This is a genomic window from Pseudarthrobacter sp. NPDC058329, from assembly GCF_042879835.1.
Taxonomy (GTDB): Bacteria; Actinomycetota; Actinomycetes; order Actinomycetales; family Micrococcaceae; genus Arthrobacter.
This window is the reverse complement of sequence record NZ_JBHVZR010000027.1, coordinates 1-12,303: the sequence shown is the minus strand read 5'-3', so window position 1 is coordinate 12,303 and position 12,303 is coordinate 1. Positions and strand designations below refer to the sequence as shown.

General features: G+C 65.5%; 13 protein-coding genes. 6 read left to right on the top strand and 7 right to left on the bottom strand.

Annotated elements, in window-relative coordinates; translation table 11 throughout:
- Positions 1-40 precede the first annotated feature (40 nt).
- Positions 41-2,584 (bottom strand): phenylalanine--tRNA ligase subunit beta, encoded by a 2,544-nt coding sequence (pheT, locus tag ACFVYC_RS21540; protein WP_387554131.1) that lies wholly within the window; start codon positions 2,582-2,584, stop codon positions 41-43.
- A 2-nt stretch (positions 2,585-2,586) separates the two neighbouring features.
- Positions 2,587-3,648 (bottom strand): phenylalanine--tRNA ligase subunit alpha, encoded by a 1,062-nt coding sequence (gene pheS, locus ACFVYC_RS21535; protein ID WP_387554128.1) that lies wholly within the window; start codon positions 3,646-3,648, stop codon positions 2,587-2,589.
- Between the two features lie 210 nt (positions 3,649-3,858).
- On the opposite strand from pheS, the gene ACFVYC_RS21530 reads away from it, so the two are divergent.
- The 3 genes from ACFVYC_RS21530 to ACFVYC_RS21520 are packed head-to-tail and all read left to right on the top strand — an operon-like array spanning position 3,859 to position 6,240.
- Positions 3,859-4,338 carry a hypothetical protein gene (locus ACFVYC_RS21530; protein ID WP_387554126.1) on the top strand — a complete coding sequence of 160 codons (480 nt, stop codon included), beginning with the start codon at positions 3,859-3,861 and terminating at the stop codon, positions 4,336-4,338.
- Positions 4,339-4,341: 3 nt separating this feature from the next.
- Entirely contained in the window at positions 4,342-5,067 is a 726-nt protein-coding gene (locus ACFVYC_RS21525) for an SIMPL domain-containing protein (protein ID WP_387554124.1), read from the top strand.
- Positions 5,068-5,127: 60 nt separating this feature from the next.
- Positions 5,128-6,240 (top strand): Rv2578c family radical SAM protein, encoded by a 1,113-nt coding sequence (locus ACFVYC_RS21520; RefSeq protein ID WP_387554172.1) that lies wholly within the window; start codon positions 5,128-5,130, stop codon positions 6,238-6,240.
- On the opposite strand, the gene ACFVYC_RS21515 is transcribed toward ACFVYC_RS21520, so the two are convergent.
- Positions 6,237-6,686 (bottom strand): (deoxy)nucleoside triphosphate pyrophosphohydrolase, encoded by a 450-nt coding sequence (locus tag ACFVYC_RS21515; protein WP_387554122.1) that lies wholly within the window; start codon positions 6,684-6,686, stop codon positions 6,237-6,239. The two genes, ACFVYC_RS21520 and ACFVYC_RS21515, sit on opposite strands and share 4 nt — an antisense overlap.
- Positions 6,687-6,849: 163 nt before the next feature.
- Here ACFVYC_RS21515 and ACFVYC_RS21510 point away from each other — a divergent pair, with 163 nt between their 5' ends.
- Both ACFVYC_RS21510 and ACFVYC_RS21505 read left to right on the top strand, forming a co-directional pair.
- Positions 6,850-8,058 carry an MFS transporter gene (locus ACFVYC_RS21510; RefSeq protein ID WP_387554120.1) on the top strand — a complete coding sequence of 403 codons (1,209 nt, stop codon included), beginning with the start codon at positions 6,850-6,852 and terminating at the stop codon, positions 8,056-8,058.
- Positions 8,059-8,186: 128 nt separating this feature from the next.
- Complete coding sequence (locus tag ACFVYC_RS21505; RefSeq protein WP_387554118.1) at positions 8,187-8,462, top strand: GlsB/YeaQ/YmgE family stress response membrane protein; 276 nt, start codon at positions 8,187-8,189, stop codon at positions 8,460-8,462.
- A 79-nt stretch (positions 8,463-8,541) separates the two neighbouring features.
- Here ACFVYC_RS21505 and ACFVYC_RS21500 read toward each other — a convergent pair whose 3' ends face one another.
- The 4 genes from ACFVYC_RS21500 to infC all read right to left on the bottom strand — a co-directional run bounded on the left by ACFVYC_RS21500 (position 8,542) and on the right by infC (position 11,386).
- Positions 8,542-9,453, bottom strand: coding sequence for a TrmH family RNA methyltransferase (locus ACFVYC_RS21500; protein WP_387554116.1), 912 nt, complete (start codon positions 9,451-9,453; stop codon positions 8,542-8,544).
- 66 nt (positions 9,454-9,519) lie between these two features.
- Positions 9,520-9,912 (bottom strand): 50S ribosomal protein L20, encoded by a 393-nt coding sequence (gene rplT, locus ACFVYC_RS21495; RefSeq protein ID WP_104042761.1) that lies wholly within the window; start codon positions 9,910-9,912, stop codon positions 9,520-9,522.
- Positions 9,913-10,031: 119 nt separating this feature from the next.
- Positions 10,032-10,226, bottom strand: coding sequence for a 50S ribosomal protein L35 (rpmI, locus tag ACFVYC_RS21490; RefSeq protein WP_009358635.1), 195 nt, complete (start codon positions 10,224-10,226; stop codon positions 10,032-10,034).
- Positions 10,227-10,342: 116 nt separating this feature from the next.
- Positions 10,343-11,386, bottom strand: a complete 1,044-nt coding sequence (gene infC, locus ACFVYC_RS21485) for a translation initiation factor IF-3 (RefSeq protein WP_387554114.1) — start codon at positions 11,384-11,386, stop codon at positions 10,343-10,345.
- A 389-nt stretch (positions 11,387-11,775) separates the two neighbouring features.
- Here infC and ACFVYC_RS21480 point away from each other — a divergent pair, with 389 nt between their 5' ends.
- Positions 11,776-12,162 carry a DUF1844 domain-containing protein gene (locus ACFVYC_RS21480; RefSeq protein WP_387554112.1) on the top strand — a complete coding sequence of 129 codons (387 nt, stop codon included), beginning with the start codon at positions 11,776-11,778 and terminating at the stop codon, positions 12,160-12,162.
- Positions 12,163-12,303 lie beyond the last annotated feature (141 nt).

Genomic DNA, 12,303 nt, shown 5'->3' with positions numbered 1-12,303 from the left:
AGTATCAACCTGGACTCCATGGGAGCACGGGTGCTGCCTGCTAGCGCTGGACTGCGCCGAAGCGCTCAGCCGCGAGGGCCACAGCGCCTTCCCGGGCAGCTGATGCCTCGTCCGCCGTGAGGGTACGGTCGGCGGCACGGAACCGGAGTCCGAAGGCCAGGGACTTCTTGCCTTCCTCGATTCCCTTGCCCGCGTAGACATCGAACAACGCCACGTCCTCCAGCAGTTCGCCGGCACCTTCGCGGAGTGTGGCCAGTACCTCGTCGGCCGGCACGTGGGCAGGGACCACAAGCGCCACGTCCTGGGTGGCCACCGGGAACGACGAGATGTGGCGGGCCACGATCACGTCAGCAGCAGCGTTGAACAGTGCGTCGGCGTTGAATTCCAGGGCAACCGAACGGGCCGGCATGTCCGAGGCGGCAAGGAGCTTGGGGTGCAGCTCGCCGGCGTAGCCCACAACCTCCCCGGAGCGCAGCGACAACTGCGCCGCACGGCCCGGATGGAATGCCTGGTGGCTGCCTTGGCTGACCACTACTTCCACGCCGAGGACGTCCCCGGCCAGGCGGGCGATGTCCAGGGCATCTGCCCAGTCCCACACCCGCGGTGCATGTGCCGCCGCAGCCGGGGAATCGTGGCCCGTGAGGACCACGGCAACGTGGAACGGTTGGGCGGGGACGCCGTCGTACAGTCCGTCCAGCACCTCATCGCTGGGCTTGATGCCAAGGGGCGGGATGGAGTCGGTGCCCATCCGCTCAGCCGGCAGGAACACCAGGCCCGATTCGAAGAGCGCCAGGTCGCGGAAGCCGCGGGAGTGGTTGCGCTTGGCCACCTCGATGAGTCCCGGCAGGATGGACGTGCGCAGGAAGCCCTGCTCCTCGCTGATCGGGTTTGCCAGCTTGACTGCGGTCCGGCCTGCTCCCTGGCCCGCCACGCCGAAGGTGTCGTTCGCCGCCTTGGACACGAAGGGGTAGGACAGGACTTCGGTAAGCCCGGCATCAGCCAGTGCCTGGATCAGGCGGCGGCGCTGCTGCTGCACGCGCGTCAGGCCACGACCGGGAGGCGCCACCGGTAAGGTGGCGGGAATCTGGTCGTACCCCACAAGGCGGGCGATCTCCTCGGAGAGGTCCTCCTTGGTCTCGAGGTCGTGCCGCCAGCTCGGGGCTGTAACGCTCCAGCCGGCGTCGTTCTTCACCACGGCGGCGCCCAGGTCCTCCAGGGCGGTAACAATCTGCTCATCGGTGAAGTCGATGCCGATCCGGGCGGCAGCAAAGGCTGCAGGCAGCTCGATGGTCACGGACTCCGGTGCGGTTCCGACGTCGGTTCCCGCTTCGTCGGCCGTGCCGCCCGCCAGCTCCACCAGGAGGTCGACCACCCGCTGGGCGGCGACACCGGCCACCTGCCAGTCAACACCGCGCTCGAAGCGCTTGGAAGCCTCGGACGGCAGCTTGTGCCGCCGGCGGGAGCGCGCGATGGAAACCTCATCGAAGTGCGCGGCTTCAACCAGGATGTTCGACGTCGAACCGCCCACCTCAGTTGCCGCGCCGCCCATCACGCCGGCGATGCCGATCGGCCCGGAGGCGTCGGTAATCAGGAGGTCCTCGGCGTCGAGCGCCCGTTCCTTGTCATCGAGGGTGGTGATTTTCTCGCCCGCCAGGGCCCGGCGCACCACGATGTCGCCGGACAGTTTGTCCAGGTCGTAACAGTGCGTGGGCTGGCCGAGTTCCAGCATCACGTAGTTGGAGATGTCCACCGGCAGGGAGATGGAGCGGATGCCGGCCAGCCGGAGACGGGAGGTCATCCAGGGCGGAGTGGGCCTGGTGGCGTCGACGCCGCGGACGGTGCGGGCCACGAACCGGTCGCAGCCGGGCTTGCCGTAGATGGGTGCGTCGTCGTTGATCTTGACGCCGTAGCCGCCGGTGAGTTCCGCCGGGGCCTGGACCTTCGCGGCGGGATCGGTGAAGACGGTTCCGGTGGCGTGCGCGTACTCGCGTGCCACGCCGCGGATGGAGAAGGCATAGCCGCGGTCCGGGGTGACGTTGATTTCCGCAGCCTGGTCATAGAGGCCCAGGAGCTCCATGGCGTCGGTGCCGATTTCAGGGTCCAGCCCGATGCGGGACAGTACCAGGATGCCGTCGTGGTCCTCGCCGATGCCGAGTTCGCGGACTGAGGCGATCATGCCGGCGGAAAGGTGGCCGTACGTCTTCCGCGCGGAAATGTGGAAATCGCCCGGCAGCACTGCGCCCGGAAGCGTCACCACTACCTTGTCGCCCTCCACGAAGTTGTGCGCGCCGCATATGATGCCCTGCACACCGGACGGGTCGATGCCCTTGCCCGTGAGGGTCTGCTCCCGGCCCTCGGGGACAACACGCACCTGGCACCAGTTGATGGTCTTGCCGTTGGTCTGCGGTTCCTTGACCAGGCTCAGGACCTGGCCCACCACAACGGGGCCCTGGAGGGTGTCCGTGGGACGGTGGACGTCCTCTTCTTCAAAACCGACCTTGACCAGTTCAGCCATAACGTCTTCGGCCGTTGCTCCGGCCGGTACCTCTGCGAATTCACGCAGCCAGGAAATTGGGATACGCACTGTTAGATCTCCATCCCGAAGTGCTCGCTGAAACGTACATCGCCTTCGATCATGTCGCGCATGTCGCCGACTTCGTTGCGGAACATCAGTGTCCGCTCGATGCCCATGCCGAAGGCAAAACCTGAATAGACGTCCGGGTCGATGCCCGCGGCGCGGAGCACGTTGGGGTTGACCATGCCGCAGCCGCCCCACTCAATCCAGCGGGGCCCGCCCTTGGCACCGGGGTGGAAGATGTCCAGCTCGGCGGAGGGCTCGGTGAACGGGAAGTAGTTGGGGCGCAGCCGGATCTGGGCTTCGTCGCCGAACATCTGCCGTGCGAAGTGCTCCAGGGTGCCGCGAAGGTCGGCCATGCTGAGCTTTTTGTCGATGGCGAGGCCTTCGAACTGGTGAAACACAGGGGTGTGTGTCGCATCCAGTTCGTCCGTCCGGAACACTTTTCCCGGGCAGAGCACATAGATGGGCAATTCGCGTTCCAGCATGGAACGGACCTGCACGGGTGAGGTGTGCGTGCGCATCAGCAGGTGGGCCTCGGGCGGCTCCACAAAGAAGGTGTCCTGCATCTCCCGCGCCGGGTGGTCCGGCTTGAAGTTCAGGGCATCGAAGTTGAACCACTCCGATTCGACCTCCGGCCCTTCCGCGATTTCCCAGCCCATGCCCACGAAGATGTCCGCCACGCGGTCCTGGAGGGTGGACAGGGGGTGGCGGGCACCGGCACGACGACGGCGGGGTGCGGCAGTGACGTCAACGGTCTCCTCAAGGAGGATCCGCGCGTCGTTTTCCGCTTCCAGCTCTGCCGAGCGGTCCGCGAGCGCCTTGTTGACGCGTCCGCGGGACGCGCCCATCAGCTTCCCGGCGACGGCCTTCTGGTCCTTGGCCAACTTTCCGATTTCGCGGTTGGCGAGGCTGAGCGGCGACTTCTCACCGGTGTGCGCGAGCCTCACCGCCTTCAGTTCGTCAAGGGTGGCCGCGCCGGCGATGGCGGCGATGGCCTGGTCTACAGCGGCAGTGATGGCGGCTTCATCCGTGGGGTTCGGGATGGCGGCGCCCGGCAAAGTTTCAGTCATCTACTGTTCTTAGCTACGAGTCGTGGCTGCCGGTGAACGGGCAGCCTGCACGGTTTCCCGGCGGCGCGTCCGTCACTGGCAGGTCATGGATGAATGCCCTGAATTCTCATGCACATATCAGTTCATTCAATGACCAGGTCAGGGCCTACCGGAAAATCTGGCGGCCACTGCCCTCCAGTCTAATTGAACTCCCCCGGCTACCATGTCCTCATGACACCACGGCTGGTTTCGGCAACCCGGCTGCCCCTGACGGGTACCCAGAAGGTGCGCCGGGCAGCCAATGTGCTCAACGGCAGCACGGTCCTGGGCCTTGCCGTGTCCGCACTGGCGGGGACGAAAGTGAGCAGGGGGCCACGGGGCCTGCTCATTGCCGCAGGATACCGGTGGCGCCTGCCGTTCGCCGGCGCGTTCACGCTCGGGAACGTGGTGCTGTGCCGCTGCACCGCCGCTGACCTGCTCTCCCGCCCTGCGCTGCTGGGACACGAGGAAAAGCATTGCTCCCAGTACGCCTGGTGCCTCGGCGTTCCTTTCCTCCCGTTGTACTTCCTCGCCGCAGGCTGGTCGCTGCTGCGTACCGGCAATCCGGGCACGGGCAACGTCTTCGAACGCCACGCGGGGTTGGCCGCCGGCGGGTACCCTGCGCCCTTGGACCGGGGCCGGCCCGGGCGCCCATCTGAAGTGGAGGCGTGACCCATGCAAACTGAACCCGGCCGCGGCGACGCGGATGACGACGTCGGGCATGGCGGGTACCAGCCCGCCGGCACGGACTCCACCGCCACCGGATCCAGCAGTTCCGTCAGCGTTACCGGGACCGGCTCGGCGGAAGCCACCCCTGACCTGATGGTGGTGTCAATCGGCGTCGAGTGCCGGGCCGACTCCGTGGAGGCGGCTTACTCCCGGGCGGGCACGAGTTCCGAAGCCGTGACGTCGGCGTTCCGCCGGCACGGGATCGCGGGATCCGACATCCGCACCACCGGCCTCAACGTCCGTGCTGACCTCGTGTGGCGGGAAGGTGAGGGACAGCGCGTCACCGGATACGTTGCGGCCAGCACCCTTACCGTGAGGTTGCGCGCGCCCGGTTCCGCGTCCGCCGCGATTTCCGACGCCGTGGACGCGGGCGGAAATGACGTCCGGCTGAACGGACTGGAACTCACCTTCAACGACGATGCCGCAGTGCGGGCCCGTGCGCGGGAGGCTGCCTGGCTGGACGCCTTGCGTACCGCGCAGCAGTACGCCCGGCTTGCCTCGGCCCGCCTGGGGCGGGTGCTGTCCGTAGCGGACATCGCCCCCGTCCAGGGTCCAGTGCCAATAGCCCGGATGCAGCGGGCTGCCGCCGTCGAATCCCTTACCGTCGAAACCGGGGAGTCGGTGGTCGGCGCTGCCATCAATGTGGTGTGGGAACTTTTGCCCGGCGCGTAGCCGGCGGTAACTGTTTCCGCATTCTTGACTTAAGTTCGAACGTATATTCGAATGGAGCTCATGAGATGGGATGCCCAAGCACTGATGCCGACGCCGGCAGAAACTGATGCGGCTGGCGCCCGGCCCGCGTTGCTTCCCCTGGCAGGCTTGGTCCGGTCTGTCACAACGCCCGAGTTCGCCGGCATCACTTTCCATGAGGTCACGTCCAAGTCGGTGCTCAACAAGGTTCAGGCCGGTTCACGGATGCCTTTTGAATGGACCATCAACCCTTACCGGGGCTGCAGCCACGCCTGTGTGTACTGCTTCGCCAGGAAGACCCACACCTACCTTGATTTCGACGCCGGGTTGGACTTTGACAGCCAAGTGGTCGTGAAGGTCAACGCCGCAGAGGTCCTTCGGAAAGAGCTGGCCAAACCGTCCTGGATGCGGCAGCAGGTCGCGCTGGGCACCAACACGGACCCCTACCAGCGGGCGGAGGGCCGCTACCGGCTCATGCCCGGGATCATCACCGCCCTGGCCGATTCCGGCACTCCCCTGTCCATCCTCACCAAGGGAACACTGCTGGCCCGGGACATTCCGCTGTTGAAGAGCGCAGCCACCCAAGTGCCGGTGGGCCTTGGCATCTCCCTCGCCATGACGGACGAAGCCCTGTCCGAGGCGGTGGAGCCTGGTACGCCCGGCCCGCGGGCACGGCTGAAGCTTGTGTCCCGGCTTCGTGAAGCCGGGCTGCCCTGCGGGGTGATGGCCATGCCCATCCTGCCGTGGCTCTCGGACAGCGACGAAGCCCTGGATTCGCTGTTCGCCTCCCTCGCTGCCGCCGGTGCTACCGGGGTAACTGCCGGTGCGTTGTACTTGAAACCCGGGACCAGGGAATGGTTCATGCAATGGATCGCCGCAAACCACCCCGGCCTTGCGGGGCGCTACCGGCGCCTTTACGGGACAGGCTCCTACGCCTCGAAGGAATACCGCACGTGGCTCGCCGCAAAGGTCCGCTATTTCAAGGCCAGGCACGGCTTTTCCCATTCGTCCGGCTTCAGCCACCGGGATGTGGACGACCCCCGGGGTGAGGAAGCGCAGTACCCGGCCGGCAGCATCCCTGCCGTGGCAGGTGCGGGCACGGCGCATTCCCCGGCTTCCGCATCAGGGCCGGAGGGACAAGCAACGCTTTTCTAGGAGCGGGCTCCGCCGGCCGGTACGGTCAGGGCCGCCAGCAGGGCCCGCACGATGGGGAAATCGGCGGGAATCCAGGGAAGGCCAAGGACCTCATCGTGGTGGTCCAGTGATACCCACCGAAGTTCGTCGTGGTCCTGCAGGGGCTGCGGCTCACCCCGGGCGATCTCCGCGAACCATACCCGCATGCTGGCCCGGTCATTCAATGGCCAGCCAGTGGGGGCTTCCGCCGGAAGCTCTGCACCCAGCCGGACGCCGATTCCCAGTTCCTCGGTCAGCTCGCGGCGGAGCGCCACTTCCGCCGCCTCGTCCGGTTCCACCTTGCCACCCGGGAACTCCCAAAGGCCGGCGAGTTTCTCCGGCGCACTGCGGCGGGCCACGAGCAGCATGGAAGGTTCCTGGAGACGGTCAACAATGGCGCCGCCCACCACCTGTATCAGTCCAGTCACCGCCCCATTCTATGGTGGACAATGGAAAGACCCGGGCATTCTTTCACCGCCGCGGGAATACCTGCGTCCCGCCAGGGGTTGTCCCCGGGGTCCAGGTCCAGTTCAGCCCCACTGCCGTGGCTGCAGCCTTACCTTGTATCTCCAGCACTTGAAAAGCAGGCACATGAGCAGCGTCCTACAATCGCCCACGGCAAAAAGCACCTCCTCCCCCAATATCGCCATGGCCATCGTGGCCCTTGCCATGGGCGGGGTGGGGATCGGGGTCACCGAGTTCACCATGATGGGCCTGCTCAAGGAAGTGGAACAGGGCCTGGGCATCAGTACGCCCGAAGCCGGGCACCTCATTTCCGCCTATGCGCTGGGAGTGGTGGTTGGTGCACCGCTGCTTGCCGCCGTCGGCGCCAAGCTGCCGCGCAAGAACCTGGCGCTCGGCCTCATGCTGTTCTTTACGGTCGCCAACCTCACGTCCTTCCTGGCCCCCGACTACGGATCCATGCTGGTTTCACGGTTCGCAGCCGGGCTGCCGCACGGCGCGTTTTTTGGGGTGGCCGCGGTCATCGCCGCCTCGCTCGTGCCCCCCACCCGCCGTGGCTGGGCCATCTCCATGGTGATGGCGGGCCTGAGCATTTCCAACGTCATCGGTGTGCCGGCCGCAACCTGGGTTGGCCAGGCCTACGGCTGGCGGCTGCTGTTTATCCTTGTGGGCCTCCTGGGAGTGCTCACACTGGTGCTGATCTGGCGGTTCGTTCCCTTCCAGAAGGCCCATCCTGACGCGAGCATCCGGCGCGAGCTCGGAGCGCTGAAGCGGCTCCAGGTGTGGCTGGCCATCATGATCGGCATCGTCGGTTTTGGCGGCTTCTTTGCCACCTACACGTACATCTCGCACACCATGACGCACGTGGCCGGCCTCCCGTCCTCTCTCATTCCACTGGTGGTGGCCCTTTACGGCCTGGGCATGGTGGCCGGCAACGTGGTGGGCGGCAGGATCGCCGATAAATCCGTTATGGGCACGCTGTACACCGTCCTGCCTGCCATCGCGGTAGCCCTGGTGGTATATGCCGTGGCCGCCCAATGGCCCTGGTCGGCGCTGCTGATGGTCTTCGTGGTTGGCGCTGCCGGGTCCATGCTCGTCCCGGCGCTGCAGACCCGCCTCCTGGATGCCTCCCCGGATGCGCCGTCCCTGGCGTCCTCCCTGAACCACGCTGCCCTGAACGTGGCCAATGCCCTGGGCGCCTTCCTGGGCGGTTTGGTGATCGCGTGGGGATGGGGTTACGTGGCACCCGCCCTGGTGGGCGCCTGCCTGGCGGTCCTGGGACTGGGCGTTGCGGTAGCCAGCGGACTGCTGGAACGCAAGAAGCCGCTGTCCGCCTGATCCTCCCGCGCCCGGCGGCTGCCTCCGGCATGCACCGGCAACAGACGCTAAGCCTGCTGACATCGGGTGGGCCCTATGTTAGCTTGTGGTCATCGGGACCGTTATCCCGGTCACTATAAGGAGGAGACATGGGTTTTCTTGCTTGGATTATCCTCGGCCTTATTGTTGGGGCCATCGTCAAGGCCGTGATGCCCGGCAGGGTGGGCGGCGGTTGGGTCACCAGCCTGGTTCTGGGCGTGGTGGGCGCGATAGTGGGTGGCTGGATCGGCAGCCTGATCTTCAACAGGGGCGATCTCGCCTTCTTCGATCTCGGCACCTGGATTCTGGCCATCGTAGGCGGCCTGGTGGTCGCGGGCATCTACGGAGCCATCAACGGACGCGGCAAGACCTCACGCGTGCCCTGAGTTCCGGTCCACACCAAATTCAACCCAAACGGGGGCTCCGGACGATCCGGGGCCCCCGTTGTGTGGTGTCCGCGTGCCGCTACGCCGTCAGGCCCACCGGCAGCTGCTGCGACCGGGCACTCGCGTAAAGGCAGACGGTGGCGGCAGTGCCAAGGTTAAGGCTTTCTGCAGCGCCATAGACCGGCACCGCCACCCGGTGGTCAGCGAGGTCGAGCTCCTCCGGGGACAGCCCCTGCGCTTCATTGCCAAACAGCCAGGCGGTGGGATTTTCCAGATCGAACGCTGATGGAGTGCCCTCGCCCGTCAGCCGCCGCCGGGCATTCTCGTCCTGCAACGCATCAAGGTTGAGGGAGCCGTATCCGTCCGCCGCCAGAATGCCGATCCCACGGGCGCGGCATGCCGCCGCGACGTCGCCGGCGTCAACCGCCAAGACGACAGGGAGGTGGAACAGGGATCCCGCAGTGGAGCGGACGGCCTTGGGATTGTAGATGTCAACGCTGGAACCCGTGAGGATCACTGCGTCCGCCCCGGCGGAATCTGCCGCGCGGAGCACTGTTCCGGCGTTGCCGGGATCCCGGACCTGGCACAGGACGGCAATCAGGCGGGGACCGGCGTCGAGCACTTCCTCCAGGGTGACGTCAAGGAACCGGCAGACGGCGATGATGCCCTGGGGGTTGACGGTATCTGCCATGGCGGCCAGGACATCATCGGTGGCAAGGCGGGCGTTCGTCCCCTCGGACAGCTCCTCGAATTCCGGGAACCGGTCCAGGCAGGCAACGCTTGCAAACACTTCGGTGACCACCCCGGCGGCACCGTCGGCCAGTCGCTGCTGGTGGAGCTTCAGAGCTTCACGAACCGCTTGCGGGCCCTCAGCCAGGAACTGGCCGCGCTTTAAACGGGCCGGGCGCCCGGCAAGCTTTGCCACGTCCCTCACCCGATCAGCTCGGGGGTTGGAGAGTGGAAAATCCTGCGGGCGCCCGGTTTCGTTCATATAGGAAACTTTAGTGGCTAGCGCCACGAGTTCCTGAACTGCCCCTCCTGCGAGGGAAGGCAGGTGCTACTGCGCAGCGGCGACCTTCTTGGCGGAGGTGTCGGCAGGCAGCGAGTCCTTGGCAACCTGGACCAGCGCGGCGAAGGCGTTGGCGTCGGAAACGGCCAGTTCGGCCAGCATGCGGCGGTCAACCTCAACCTCAGCGGCCTTCAGGCCCTGGATCAGACGGTTGTAGGTGAGGCCGTTGGCGCGGGACGCAGCGTTGATACGCTGGATCCACAGGCGGCGGAAGTCGCCCTTCTTCTTCTTGCGGTCGCCGTAGCTGTACACAAACGAGTGCAGCAGCTGCTCTTTTGCCTTGCGGTACAGGCGTGAACGCTGTCCACGGTAGCCCTTTGCGCGTTCAAGGATAACCCGGCGCTTCTTGTGGGCGTTGACCGCCCTCTTCACACGTGCCACGTGCGTACTCCTTCGAAAATTCTGCTCCCAAGCATCTACTGCCGGAATTCCCGGCGGCCTGAGAAGGCTTTTTGGTAGGTGACTTACACCAGGTGGTGGTCAGTCAAAAAACTTGGAAACTAGATGCCGAGCATCTTCCGGATGACCTTGGCGTCGCCCTTGAAGACGATCTTGTCGCCGGCGAGGCGGCGGGTCAGCCTGGAGGACTTGTGCTCGAGGTAGTGGCGGCGGTTTGCCTGCTGGCGGCGCAGCTTGCCACTGCCGGTCAGCTTGAAGCGCTTCTTAGCACCACTGTGGGTTTTCATCTTCGGCATGGGAACCGATCTCCTTACGTGTCCGCAGGCTGGGCCTGCAGTTCTATCGCGCAGCTGCCCCTGGGGGCGGCGTGCTGGTTGCTGACTGCCGGAGGGCGACCTCCGGCAGCTGTGGACTAAGTGGTCTTCTTGCCGGCCGGCTTGGGCACTGCCTTGGGGGCAGGGCGTGCGGCGGGCTTCGGTGCAGCCGGCCTGGCCACCGGCTTCGGCGGAGCAGGAACTGCTGCGGGCTTGGGCGCCGCAGCTGCCGGCCTGGCAGCTTCGGGCTTCTCCGCAGCCGGCTTGGCGGCCGGTGCAGCAGCCTTGGGTGCCGGTGCAGCAGCCTTGGGTGCCGGTGCAGCAGCCTTGGCGGCCGGTGCAGCAGCCTTCGGCGCCGAAGCCTTGGGAGCTTCCTTCTTGGGAGCCTCCTGGACAACCTCCTGCTTAGGAGGCTCCTGCTCGGGAGCTTCCTGCGCGGCGGTTGCTGCAGGTTCGACGGCGGGAGCTTCCTCCTGCACGGGAGCAGGAGCTACTGCTTCCGGTTCCGTGGTGATGGCGAAGCCTTCGGGAAGAAGGTCCGCCAGTGACTGCGTCAGCGGTGCCTGATCGTCGCCGGAAACATCGATGCGGCCGCCGCCGGCTGCCTTGGCTTCGTTTTCCGCCTTGGCTTCGGCCCGCTGCGTTGCGCGGCGTGCTTCGGCTTTGGCTTCAGCTTTGTTCTTCAGCGGTCCAACCACCATGACCATGTTGCGGCCGTCGATGCGGGGGCTGGATTCCACCACACCAACTTCAGCGACGTCGTCGGCAAAACGCTGCAGGAGCCTGATGCCCATTTCCGGGCGCTGCTGTTCGCGGCCGCGGAACTGGATCATGGCCTTGACCTTGTCCCCGGCGCCGAGGAAGCGCAGTGCATGCCCGCGCTTGGTCTCGTAGTCGTGGGTGTCGATCTTCAGGCGGAAGCGGATTTCCTTCAGAACGGTATTCGTCTGGTTCTTCCGTGCTTCACGTGCCTTGACTGCGGCCTCGTACTTGTACTTGCCGAAGTCCATCAGCTTGCACACCGGAGGCTTCGCCTGAGGTGCAACTTCAACGAGATCAAGGTCGGACTCGGCGGCCAGACGCAGGGCATCCTCTATACGGACGATTCCTACCTGTTCACCTGCAGGGCCGACCAGCCGCACCTCGGGGACGCGGATACGCTCATTGATTCTTGGCTCGCTAATGTTAAAGCTCCTGTGTTGTTGTGGGATCCCGGCAAATAGAGAAGGCCCCCAATTGCCGGAGCAATCGAAGGCCTCGAAGATTGGCTGTGCCTGCCCCGCTCAAGGGACTGCACGCATGGTTCCGGCAGGTGCCGGTTCCGATGCCAACCAGTACCCGGCAACCTTGCGTTCCATGGATCCTGCGGAACTGCGGCTGACGCGGGTGGGAGAGAACTCCGCTTGCAAACTGCATGCCATCTTACAGAAAAAATTCCCGTCAACGCAGTGAAGCGCCGTTGGGAACCTGATCGTTCGTGAACAATCTCTGAAATAACGACATCCAGTCGGTCTGTGTCAAGCTTACCAGTATGAGCACCCCAGACAGCAATTCACACGTTTTCGAGCCTGAGAACGCCGGAGGCGACGTCTCCCAGCAAATCCGCGACATTTCCGAAGTGCCGGCCATTGAGGTCATCACCACTGCAGCCGTTCACCTCATGAGCGCGGCTGCGGTCAAGCTTGGCCTTGCCGCTGAAGACAACGCCGAGGAGCTGAAGGACCTGGACGAGGCCCGGAAACTGATCATCGCACTGGCCGGCCTGGTGACCGCGGCCGCCCCGGAGATCGGTTCCCAGCACGCCGGCCCGTTGCGCGACGGGCTGCGTTCACTCCAGTTGGCCTTCCGCGAGGAGTCGCTGATCCCCGACGCCCCCGGCAAGGGCCCAGGCGAGAAGTACACCGGCGCAGTGAACTGAGCCCCAAGGCAAACAGGTCAATTCACGACGGCGGGCCTTCCCTCTCGGCGGTTTCTAGGGGTCGTTGCAACACCTGCTGGTTAGGTGGTTAGTAGTAAATCACGTAAACGCTCGGCTGGGGTTTTCCAGCCGAGCGTTTTG